The organism is Kocuria sp. MNB10 (assembly GCF_054073685.1).
In genome coordinates, this window is sequence record NZ_CM133411.1 from 2,058,134 (window position 1) to 2,069,825 (window position 11,692).

At 69.1% G+C, this 11,692-nt stretch carries 9 protein-coding genes; all 9 read left to right on the forward strand.

All coding sequences use genetic code 11. The features are described from left to right. The first annotated feature begins 58 nt into the window (after positions 1 to 58). The 9 genes from ACW9PK_RS09325 to ACW9PK_RS09365 all read left to right on the forward strand — a co-directional run bounded on the left by ACW9PK_RS09325 (position 59) and on the right by ACW9PK_RS09365 (position 11,680). Positions 59 to 1,057 (forward strand): ABC transporter permease, encoded by a 999-nt coding sequence (locus ACW9PK_RS09325; protein ID WP_457015633.1) that lies wholly within the window; start codon positions 59 to 61, stop codon positions 1,055 to 1,057. Next, a complete protein-coding gene (locus tag ACW9PK_RS09330) occupies positions 1,050 to 2,087 on the forward strand; it encodes an iron chelate uptake ABC transporter family permease subunit (protein WP_457015634.1) in 1,038 nt (345 codons plus the stop codon). The genes ACW9PK_RS09325 and ACW9PK_RS09330 overlap by 8 nt, the downstream gene beginning before the upstream one ends. Then, on the forward strand, positions 2,084 to 2,839 hold the full coding sequence (locus ACW9PK_RS09335; RefSeq protein ID WP_144998357.1) for an iron ABC transporter ATP-binding protein: 756 nt from the start codon (positions 2,084 to 2,086) through the stop codon (positions 2,837 to 2,839). The genes ACW9PK_RS09330 and ACW9PK_RS09335 overlap by 4 nt, the downstream gene beginning before the upstream one ends. A gap of 292 nt (positions 2,840 to 3,131) precedes the next feature. Beyond that, positions 3,132 to 3,428: a co-chaperone GroES gene (gene groES, locus ACW9PK_RS09340; RefSeq protein WP_035959438.1), complete on the forward strand. Its 297-nt coding sequence runs from the start codon at positions 3,132 to 3,134 to the stop codon at positions 3,426 to 3,428. A 107-nt stretch (positions 3,429 to 3,535) separates the two neighbouring features. Beyond that, positions 3,536 to 5,119 (forward strand): chaperonin GroEL, encoded by a 1,584-nt coding sequence (groL, locus tag ACW9PK_RS09345; RefSeq protein WP_035959431.1) that lies wholly within the window; start codon positions 3,536 to 3,538, stop codon positions 5,117 to 5,119. 162 nt (positions 5,120 to 5,281) lie between these two features. Then, complete coding sequence (locus ACW9PK_RS09350) at positions 5,282 to 6,319, forward strand: acyltransferase family protein (RefSeq protein ID WP_457015636.1); 1,038 nt, start codon at positions 5,282 to 5,284, stop codon at positions 6,317 to 6,319. 54 nt (positions 6,320 to 6,373) lie between these two features. After that, entirely contained in the window at positions 6,374 to 7,288 is a 915-nt protein-coding gene (locus ACW9PK_RS09355; RefSeq protein ID WP_457015638.1) for an SGNH hydrolase domain-containing protein, read from the forward strand. A 36-nt stretch (positions 7,289 to 7,324) separates the two neighbouring features. Beyond that, on the forward strand, positions 7,325 to 9,493 hold the full coding sequence (locus tag ACW9PK_RS09360; RefSeq protein WP_457015639.1) for an acyltransferase family protein: 2,169 nt from the start codon (positions 7,325 to 7,327) through the stop codon (positions 9,491 to 9,493). Between the two features lie 45 nt (positions 9,494 to 9,538). Further along, the gene (locus ACW9PK_RS09365) at positions 9,539 to 11,680 is read left to right on the forward strand and encodes an acyltransferase family protein (protein ID WP_457015640.1); all 2,142 of its coding nucleotides are present in this window, start codon (positions 9,539 to 9,541) and stop codon (positions 11,678 to 11,680) included. Positions 11,681 to 11,692: the final 12 nt, after the last annotated feature.

An 11,692-nucleotide genomic window follows, 5' to 3' on the forward strand; every position in this document is an offset into this window, starting at 1 on the left:
TCCCTCCCACCCCGCACGACCACCGACGCCCCGCGGGAGTCTCCCGCGGGGCTTCGGCATGATCCAGGAAGCACACGTGATGGTCTCCACTGCACAACGTCCGACCCGCACGGGGGTGGCCCGGGACTGGAAATTCTGGCTCGCCCTGCTGGTGGTCCTGGGACTGCTCTGGCTGTCCCTGGTCACGGGGGTCGCGGACCTTTCGGACTCCCAGGGTGAGCAGTTCCTGGGTCTGACCCGGATTCCCCGCACGGTGGCCCTGGTCCTGGCCGGTGCCGCGATGGCCATGTCCGGGCTGGTCATGCAGTTGCTCACCCAGAACCGGTTCGTGGAACCCACGACCACGGGCACCACCGAGTGGGCCGGGCTGGGGCTGTTGCTCATGATGATCCTGGCCCCGGACGCCGGGTTGAGCGCGCGGATGATCGGCGCGATCGTAGCCGCGTTCGTGGGGACCATGGTGTTCTTCGCGTTCCTGCGCCGGGTTACGCTGCGTTCCTCCCTGATCGTGCCGATCGTGGGGATCATGCTCGGGGCCGTGGTGGGGTCGATCTCCACCTACCTGGCGCTCGTCACGGACCGGTTGCAGAACCTGGGCGTGTGGTTCGCCGGCAGTTTCACGTCCGTGCTGCGCGGCCAGTACGAGACCCTCTGGGTCGTGGCACTCGTGGCGGTGCTCGTGGTCATCACCGCGGACCGGCTCACCGTGGCGGGACTCGGCGAGGACATCGCGACCAACGTGGGATTGAACTACAACCGGATCATCCTGATCGGCACCGGACTCGTGGCCGCGGCCACCGGCGTGGTCACGGTGGTCGTGGGCAACCTGCCGTTCCTGGGGTTGATCGTGCCCAACGTGGTGTCCCTGTTCCGGGGCGACGACCTGCGCTCCAACCTGCCGTGGGTGTGCCTGCTCGGGGTCGGCCTGGTCACGGTGTGTGACCTGATCGGGCGCACGATCATCGCGCCGTTCGAGGTCCCCGTGTCCCTGATCCTGGGCATCGTGGGCGCTGCGGTGTTCATCGCCCTGTTGCTGCGAAGCCGGCGCCATGTCTGAGGTGACCGCGCTGCGCCACGACCGGGCGCGCACTGGATCGGGGGCCTTCGTCTCCCCGGCCCACCGCCGCCGCTACTGGATCACCGCGCTGTCCCTGCTCGTGGCGGGACTCGTGTTCTGCGCGGGCATCCTCACGTGGGACAACCCCCTGCCGTTCGGCACCCCGGGGTTCTGGCGGATCGCCGAGTCCCGGGCCACGAGCGTGGTGGTGATCGTGATCGTGGCGGTGAGCCAAGCCATGGCCACGGTCGCGTTCCAGACCGCCGCGAACAACCGCATCATCACGCCGTCGATCATGGGTTTCGAGTCCCTGTACGTGCTCATCCAGACCTCGGCGGTCTACTTCCTGGGTGCGGTGGGGGTCAGTGCGGTGCAGGGGCTGCCGCAGTACGCCCTGCAGGTGAGCCTCATGATCGTGTTCGCGCTGGGGCTCTACGGTTGGTTGCTCTCGGGCAAGTACGCCAACGTGCAGGTCATGCTGCTGATCGGCATCGTCCTGGGCGGCGGGCTCGGCGCGGTGTCCACCTTCATGCAGCGCTTGCTCGCACCGAGCGAGTTCGACGTGCTCAGCGCCCGCTTGTTCGGCTCGGTGGCCAACGCGGATCCCGGGTACTTCCCGCTGGCCGTGCCGCTGTGCGTGGTGGCCACGGTGGCCCTGTACGTGCACTCCCGCACGCTCAATGTCATGGCTATGGGGCGGGACGTGGCCACGAACCTGGGCATGGACCACCGCCGGGAGCTGCTGCTCACCCTGTTCTGGGTGTCCATCCTGATGGCGGTCTCTACGTCCCTGATCGGGCCCATGACGTTCCTGGGGTTCCTCGTGGCGATCCTGGCGTACCAGTTCGCGGACACCCACGACCACCGCTACGTGTTCCCCATGGCCGCGCTGATCGGTTTCGCGGTGCTGTCCGGGGCCTATTTCGTCCTGAAGAACGTCTTCTACGCGGAGGGCGCTGTGTCCATCATCATCGAGCTGGTGGGTGGCAGTGTCTTCCTCTTCGTGATCCTGAGGAGGGGCAGACTGTGATCCAGTTGACCGGACTGGTCAAGGAGTACGGCACGGACTTGGCGATCGGGCCGGTGGATCTGCAGATCCCCGCCGGTGGCGTGACCGCGCTCGTGGGGCCCAACGGCGCGGGGAAGTCCACGCTGTTGACCATGATGGGTCACCTGCTGGGTCCCGAGGCCGGCACCGTGGAGATCGGCGGTCACGACGTGAGCAGGACGCCGCCGCGTGAACTCGCCAAGGTGGTCTCCACGCTGCGCCAGGAGAACCACTTCACCGCGCGGCTCACCGTGCGCCAGCTCGTGGCGCTGGGTCGCTTCCCCTATACGCGTGGGCGGATCACCCGGGACGACGAGCGGATCATCTCCGAGTCGATAGACTTCTTCGACCTGGGACCCCTGCAGAACCGCTACCTGGACCAGCTCTCGGGCGGTCAGCGCCAGCGCGCCTACGTGGCCATGGTGCTGTGCCAGGACACCGAGTACCTCCTGCTGGACGAGCCCCTGAACAACCTGGACATGCGCCACTCGGTGCACATGATGCATCACTTGCGCCGCGTCGCGGACGAGCTCGGACGCACCGTGCTGATCGTGCTGCACGACATCAACTTCGCGAGCCACTACTCGGACTGGATCTGCGCCGTGAAGGACGGTCGCGTGGTGGAGTTCGGCCCGCCCGAGCAGATCATGACGGACGAGACCCTCACACGCGTGTTCGACACCCCGGTCACGTGCCACGACGGTCCCCACGGGCGGCTCGCGGTCTACTACTGACGCGGCACGGACGGCTCGCCGGCCGCGACTGACGCGGCCGCGGGGACGGCGGCGTCGTACCCGCGGATTGTGCCCAGAGACGAGCGCGGCGGGCGCGCCTTGACCGCGCGCGGCCCGTCTCCCTACAGTGATGATTAGCACTCTCATGGTGAGGGTGCTAAAGGCCAGGCGCTCAATCGGCACCGCGACGACGGTTGGCACGCCAACTGGCCTGTGGCGGACGCGGTCATGGGACCCCATGACACGGCGCGTTCGCACACCGTCTCACACGCCTAGAAGAAAGGGAGAGATCGTGTCGGTCTCCATCAAGCCTCTCGAGGATCGCATCGTGGTTCAGCCGCTGGCCGCTGAACAGACCACCGCTTCCGGTCTGGTCATCCCGGACACCGCCAAGGAGAAGCCGCAGGAAGGCACCGTCCTGGCCGTGGGCCCGGGCCGCGTGGACGACAAGGGCAACCGCATCCCCGTGGACGTCAAGGAGGGTGACGTGGTCATCTTCTCCAAGTACGGCGGGACCGAGGTCAAGTACAACGGCGAGGAGTACCTGGTGCTCCCCGCGCGCGACGTGCTGGCCGTCATCGAGAAGTAATCCCCGCAACGACTTTTGTGCGCGGTGCCCGGACGTTCGCCCGAGAACGGGCCACGCGGGCACCGCGCCGTCATTTCCACACCCTTCTCGTTTCGTAAGGAGCACACATGCCCAAGCAGTTGGTGTTCAACGACGCCGCTCGCAAAGCGCTCGAATCCGGTGTCAACCGACTGGCCGACACCGTCAAGGTCACGCTGGGCCCCCGCGGGCGCAACGTGGTCCTGGACAAGAAGTGGGGCGCACCCACCATCACCAACGACGGCGTGACCATCGCCCGTGAGGTGGAGCTCGAGGATCCGTACGAGAACCTCGGCGCCCAGCTGGCCAAGGAAGTGGCCACCAAGACCAACGACGTCGCCGGTGACGGCACCACCACGGCGACCGTCCTCGCGCAGGCCATCGTCAAGGAGGGTCTGCGCAACGTGGCCGCCGGAGCGGCCCCGGGCGACATCAAGCGCGGCGTGGAAGCGGCCGTGGCCACCGTGGCCCAGCGTCTGCTCGACAACGCCCGCCCCGTGGAGGGCAAGGACGTGGCCCACGTGGCCGCGATCTCCGCGCAGTCCATGGAGATCGGCGAACTGATCGCCCGCGCCTTCGAGACCGTGGGCACGGACGGTGTGATCACCATCGAGGACGGTTCCTCCACCGAGGTGGAGCTGGACGTCACCGAGGGCATGCAGTTCGACAAGGGCTACCTGTCCCCGTCCTTCGTCACGGACCCGGAGCGCCAGGAAGCCGTCCTGGACGACACCTTCGTGCTGCTGTTCCAGGGCAAGATCTCCTCGGTCCAGGACCTCATGCCCGTGCTCGAGAAGGTGCTGCAGGCCAAGAAGCCGCTGACCATCATCGCCGAGGACGTCGAGGGCGAGGCCCTGTCCACCCTGGTGGTCAACAAGCTGCGCGGCACGCTCGACGTCGTGGCCCTGAAGGCCCCCGGTTTCGGTGACCGCCGCAAGGCGATCATGCAGGACCTGGCCGTGCTCACGGATGCGACCGTGATCACCCCCGAGCTCGGCATCTCGCTCGAGGGCGTGGACGTGTCCCAGCTGGGCAACGCCCGCCGGATCACCGTGACCAAGAACCAGACCACGCTCGTGGACGGTGCGGGCTCCTCGGAGGCCGTGGCCGAGCGTGTGGCGGAGATCAAGGCGGAGATCGCCCGCACGGACTCCGAGTGGGACCGTGAGAAACTCCAGGAGCGCCTCGCGCGCCTGGCCGGTGGCATCTCGGTGATCAAGGTCGGTGCCGCGACCGAGGTCGAGCAGAAGGAACGCAAGCACCGCATCGAGGACGCCGTGTCCTCGACCCGCGCGGCCCTCGAGGAGGGCATCGTGGCCGGCGGCGGTTCCGCGCTGGTCCACGCCTCCAAGGCGCTCGACGGCACGGACCTCGGTCTGACCGGGGACGCGGCTACGGCCGTGACCATCGTGCGGCGCGCACTGACCCAGCCCCTGCGCTGGATCGCGGAGAACGCGGGCCAGGACGGCAACGTCGTGGCGGCGCGCGTGGCGGACCTCGAGCCCGGCAACGGCTACAACGCCCTGACGGACGAGTATGAGGACCTGCTCGCCGCGGGCATCATCGACCCCGTCAAGGTCACCCGTTCCGCTCTGCAGAACGCGGCGTCCATCGCGGCGCTCGTGCTCACCACGGAGACCCTCGTGGCCGAGCACAAGGGCGAGGACGCCTGATCCGTCCCACCCCGCCCACGTCCGTGGGTGACCGGGAATCGGCGGTCCACTCCTGACGGGAGTGGACCGCCTTCTCCCATGTCGTGTCGCGCAAGGACCCGCACCGCGAACGGTTCGCATCCTGCCGCGGCGCCCCCTAGGCTGAATCAATGCGGCGCCCCCTTGGCTGAATCAATGCCGTCCGCCCCGAAGCGCTCCTCGCACGATCCCGGGTCGAGCGCTGCCGGTTCCGTGACCGGCGCCGCGGTCGCCTCCGCGGACGACGGCGCCCACCCCCGTATCGGACCGGCGACACCGCAGGACGCGCGCCCCGCCGATGCCGCCGCCCGGGTGGCCCGGTACTGGCTGCACACGTTCAAACGCTTGTTACCCCTGGCTACGCTCACAATCTTGCTGACCCTCGCCGCGCTGTGGGCGTTCTTCCCGACCATGCAGATCGCCCAGTTCCGTTCGCAGGGTGTGGCATCCGTGATGTACGTGGAGAACTGGGCGCTCGCTGCCGAACAAGTGGATTACTACGCGGCGGACCACTCGACCGAGTCCCCGTTCCAGCACTTCTGGTCCCTGTCGGTGCAGGGGCAGGTCTTCCTCGTGTGGCCGCTGATCTTCGCCCTCGCGTGGTGGTGGCGACGCCGCACCGCCCGCAGCTGCGTACCCGTCCTCGCGGGCTGCTTCGGTCTCGTCTTCGCCACGCCCCTGGCATTCTCCGTGGTCACGACGGTGTCCCGACAGGGGTTCGCGTACTTCGATACCCGTGCTCGACTGTGGGAGTTCGCGCTGGGTTCCCTGCTGGCCCTGGCTGTCCCGTACCTGCGCGTGGGTCGGGGCCTGGGACTGCTGCTGGGTTGGGTCGGGTTCGTGAGCATGGTCCTGGTGGGCATCCTCGTGGACGTGCAGGGCGCGTTCCCGGGTTGGATCGCGTTGTGGTCGTTGCTGTCGGCGGCGGCGATCATCGTGGCCGGACAGTCCGGTTCCAGCATCGGTTTCGACCGGTTCCTCTCGTGGGGCCCCATAGTACGACTCGGGGATGCGGCGTACGCGCTCTACCTGGTCCACTGGCCGCTGCTGATTACCTACCTGGTGCTCCGTGACCGCCCGGACGCCGGAGCCCTCGCGGGAACCGCCCTCGTGCTGGCCTCGATTGCGCTCGCCCTCCTTCTCACGCGCTGGTTCGAAGAACCCCTGAAGCGGTGGTCGTGACCGGAGGCCCGGTCGTGGCGAGCCGGACTCGTGATCGCGGTGTGCATGGGGCTCGTGACGGTGACCGCCGGCGCGTGGGAACGGGCGGAGCTGCAACGCAACCATCGACTGGGGGAGAACGCGTCCGCGAACAACCCTGGCGCCGTCGCCCTGCTGCCGGGCTACGAGTTCCACGGCGACCCGACCGCGCCCGCGCTGCCGCGCCCCGAGGAACTGCCCCACAGCGCCGCGGACCTGGGTGGGGGCTGTCCCGAGGACGTCGAGCTGCCCGAGCAGTTCCGGCAGTTCTGCCGCGAGCCCGTGGCCACGGAGGACCCCGCCCGCACCGTGGTGGTGATCGGCAACAGCCACATGCAGCACTGGGTCCCCGCGCTCGAACCGCTGGCCAGCGCGAACGGGTGGCGCGTGCTCGCCTACATCCAGCACGGGTGCTCTTACACGGTGGCCGCGGAACTCGAGGACGCCGAGGCGTGCGCGACCTGGTTCGAGGGCAGCGACGAGATGCTCGCCGCCGCCGACCCGGATCTCGTGTTCGTGCAGGGCACCTTCAGCGAGCCGGACGGGGAGACGTGGAAACCGGGCCTGGAGACCCGCGTGCGCGCCCTCGTGGCGGACGGCATCCAGGTGGTGGGCATCCGGGACACCCCGCGGTTCCACGACGCCCCGGCCGAGTGCGCCGCGCTGCGCGGCCTCGAGTCCCCGGAGTGCGAGATCGTGCACCCCATGCTCGACACCCCCGACCCCCAGCGGGACCTGGGCTCCGAACTGGAGGGTTTCGCGCCCGTGGACATGACCGACGTCGTGTGTCCCGACGGCGCGTGCCGGCCCGCCGTGGGCAACGTGATCGTGTACTCCGACGACGACCACCTCACCGGGATGTACGCGGCCTCAGCCTCCCACAGCTTCGCCCAGCGGGTCTCGGACGCCCTGCAGCAGGACGGGATCACGGGGATCGCGTTACCCGAGTAACTCCTTGTCAGGCGGGGGAGGTCTACTATGGCCTGCGTGCTTCCCCCCGATCGATCCCTCACGACAGTTCCGCAGGCCCCCGGGTCACCCACCACGGCCCCCGCCCCGTGGACGGACGTCTCCTCCGCCGGGATGCCCACCGCCTCCGCGTCCCCGGGCTCCTCCGCCTCGGCCACCCGGGTGGCCCGGTACTCGGGATTCCGTCCCGAGGTGCAGGGGCTGCGGGCGGTGGCCGTGCTGTTGGTGGTCGTCTACCACGTGTTCATGGGCCGGGTCTCCGGCGGCGTGGACATCTTCCTGCTGATCTCGGCGTTCTTCATGACCCTCTCCTTCGTGCGCCGGATCGAAGGGGGGCGTCCGCTGGGGCTGGTCCGGTACTGGCTGCACACCTTCAAGCGGTTGCTGCCGCTCGCCACGGTGATCATCCTGGGCACGCTGGCCCTCGTGGCGTTCGTGTTCCCGCGCACCGACGTCGCGGAGTTCCGGTCCCAGGGCGTGGCCTCGATCCTGTACGTCGAGAACTGGGCGCTGGCCGCCAACCAGGTGGACTACTACGCCGCGGACCATTCGACCGCCTCTCCCTTCCAGCACTTCTGGTCCCTGTCGGTTCAGGGTCAGGTGTTCCTGGTGTGGCCGCTGATCTTCGCCCTCGCGTGGTGGTGGCGACGCCGCACCGGGCGCAGCTGCGTACCCGTGCTGGCGGGGTGTTTCGGCCTCGTGTTCGTCGCCTCGCTCGCGTTCTCCGTGGTGACGACGGCGTCCCGGCAGGAGTTCGCGTACTTCGACACCCGCGCCCGGTTGTGGGAATTCGCACTGGGCTCCTTGCTGGCCCTGGCGGTGCCCTACCTGCGCGTGGGCCGGGGCCTGGCAGTGCTGCTGGGCTGGGCCGGGTTCGTGAGCATGGTCCTGGTGGGCATCCTCGTGGACGTGCAGGGCGCGTTCCCGGGCTGGATCGCGTTGTGGCCGCTCCTCTCGGCCGCGGCCATCATCGTGGCCGGCCAGACGGGATCGCCGATCGGTTTCGACCGGTTCCTCTCGTGGGGCCCCGTGGTGCGACTCGGGGATGTGGCGTACGCGCTCTACCTGGTGCACTGGCCGCTGCTGATCAGCTACCTGGTGCTCCGTGAGCGCCCCGAGGCCGGCCCCCGTTCGGGTGTGATGCTCGTGGTGCTCTCGGTCGTGCTGGCCCTGGCGCTGACCCGTTGGGTCGAGGCGCCGATGAAGCGGTGGGCGTGGCCCGAGGCCCGGAAGTGGCGCATGGGGCTCGTGATCGCGGTGTGCATGGGACTCGTGGTCGCGACCGCGGGGGCCTGGAGCGCCGTCGAACGCCACCGCACGCAACAGCTCACGTGGAACGCGGCCGAGAACAACCCGGGCGCGGTGTCCCTGCTGCCCGGTTTCCAGTTCGCGGGGGACCCGGAAGCACCCACGCTGCCGTTGCCGGAGGACCTCTCCCGCAGCGCGGCGGAACTGGGCGGCGCGTGCCCCGAGGACATCGAGCTGCCCGAGCAGTTCCGCCAGTTCTGCTACGAGACCAGGGCCGCGGAGAACCCCGCCGAGACCGTGCTCGTCACGGGTAACAGCCACGCGCAACACTGGCTGCCGGCCATCACCGCTCTGGCCGAGGCGAACAATTGGCGGGTCGTGAACTACATCCAGCCCGGGTGCTACTACACCGTGGCCGAGGAGCAACCCCCGTTCGAGACGTGCGACCGATGGTTCGAGGGCACGCAGCCCATGGTGGACGCCGTGCACCCCGGTCTCATGTTCGTCCAGGGAACGTTCACCAACGTGGACGGGGAGTTCTGGAAGGCCGGTCTGGAGACCCGGGTGCGGGACCTCGTGTCCCAGGGCATCGACGTAGTGGGCATCCGCGACGTCCCCCGCTTCTCGCAGCCACCGTCCGAGTGCGCCGTGGAGCACGGGGAGGACGCCCCGCAGTGCGTGGGCACCCACCCCATGCTGGGCACCGAGGACCCGCAGCAGACCCTCGCGGAGGTGCTGCCCGGGTTCTCGGCCGTGGACATGACGGACGTGATCTGCCCGCGCGAGCAGTGCCGCCCGGTGATCGGCAACGTGTACGTGTACCTGGACGACGACCACATCACGGGCATGTACTCGGCCACGACCGCGCCCATCTTCGCGCAGCGCACCGCGGAGGCGATGACCGCGGACGGTGGCGCGGGTCTCGACGTGCCCCGCTGAGTCCGGCCTGCCACCCGACTGGGGGAAACGTCTACGATGGCCTGCGTGCTTCCCCGTGACGAGACCCCAGCCACCGCCGCGCCGTCCTCCGCGCCCGCGCCCTGGGGGGACGCGGCCTCCGCCGGGGCACCGACCGCGTCCGCGACCCCGGGATCCTCCGATTCCGCGGCCCGGGTGGCCCGGTTCTCGGGGTTCCGCCCGGAGGTGCAGGGGCTGCGGGCCGTGGCCGTGCTGCTCGTGGTGGTCTATCACGTATTCATGGGCCGGGTCTCCGGCGGCGTGGACGTCTTCCTGCTGATCTCGGCGTTCTTCATGACGCTGTCGTTCGTGCGGCGGATCGAGGGCGGCCGACCGTTGGAGTTGGGTCGGTACTGGCTGCACACGTTCAAACGCCTGCTGCCCCTGGCCACAGTGATCATCCTGTTCACCCTGGCGCTCATCTGGTTGGTGTTCCCGCGCACGGACGTCGCGGAGTTCCGGTCCCAGGGCGTGGCCTCGATCCTGTACCTCGAGAACTGGGCCCTGGCCGCGAACGAGGTCAACTACTATGCGGCGGACCACTCGACCGCGTCTCCCTTTCAACACTTTTGGTCCCTGTCCGTCCAGGGCCAGGTCTTCCTGGTGTGGCCGCTGATCTTCGCGCTCGCATGGTTCGTCAAACGGCGCACGGGGCGCAACACCATCCCCGTGCTGGCCGTGTGCTTCGGTCTCGTGTTCGCCGCCTCGCTCGCGTTCTCGGTGGTCACGACGGCGACCCAGCAGGAATTCGCGTACTTCGACACCCGCGCCCGGTTGTGGGAGTTCGCACTGGGGTCGCTCATCGCGCTCGCGATCCCGTACCTGCACCCGGGCCGCGTGCTGCGTGTGGCCCTGGGCTGGCTCGGTTTCGTGAGCATGGTCTCGGTCGGTGTGCTCGTGGACGTGCAGGGCGCGTTCCCGGGGTGGATCGCCCTGTGGCCACTGCTCTCGGCGGGGGCCATCATCGTGGCGGGGCAGTCCGGGTCCCGGATCGGTTTCGACCGGTTCCTCTCGTGGGGCCCGGTCGTGCGCCTGGGGGATGCGGCGTATGCCCTCTACCTGGTGCACTGGCCGCTGCTGATCGCTTACCTGGTGATCCGCGAGCGCCCCGAGGCGGGCCCGCGCTCCGGGGTGGCGCTCGTGGTGCTCTCGGTGGTGCTCGCACTGCTGTTGACCCGCTGGATCGAGACCCCGTTGAAGCGGTGGACGTGGCCCGAGGCCCGGAAGTGGCGCATGGGCCTCGTGATCGTGGTGTGCATGGGGCTGGTTACCGCGACCGCCGCGAGTTGGGCCGCCATCGACCGGCACCGCGAGGCACAACTCGAGGCGCAGGCGGAACGGAACAACCCGGGGGCGCGCGTGCTCGACCCGGGGTTCGAGTTCACGGGGGACCCGAACGCCCCCGTCCTGCCACAGTCCATGGGGGACCAGTGGGTGGGACTGCCGCAGGAGTGCAGCGGGCTCTACCGCAGCCTGAACGCCACGGCCCAGGGGTTCTGCCGCCAGACGCCGGAGGTGTGGGACCCGGACAAGGTCGTGGCCGTGGTGGGCAACTCCCACATGGAGCAGTACATGGGCGCGCTGATCCCCGTGGCGGAGGAGGAGAACTGGCAGCTGATCTCCGTGCTGCAACCGGGCTGCGGCTTCGGCGTGGAGGGCCAGTCCGCGGCGTGCCGCGAGGGCAACGAGGCCGCCCTGGAATACCTCAAGGCCATGCAACCGGACGTGGTGATCACCACGTCCACCCGGTCCGAGCTCATGTCCGGGGAGGACGAGCACGTGGTGATCGGTCTCGAACAGATCGTCCACGAGCTCACGGCCGACGACATCACGGTCGTGGGGTTCCGGGACAACCCCCGGCTGGACTTCGACCCGACCCGGTGCGCGCAGGAACGCAGCCCCGACGACCCGTTGTGCTCGGTCTCGAGCGACGTCGTGCTCGGGGACCACAACCCCGCCGAGGCGCTCGAGACCATCCCCGGATTCGTGGGCGTGGACCCCACGCCGCTGATCTGCCCGCGGGGCGAGTGCGTCCCGGTGATCGGCAACGTGGCGGTGTGGTTGGACTCCCACCACCTCACGTGGGACTACACGCGCAGCATGGCCCCGCTGTTGCACGACACCCTGGTCCGCGCGGTCCAGGTCACACCGGGGGCGGACACGGAGTGAGCCCTCGGCGCG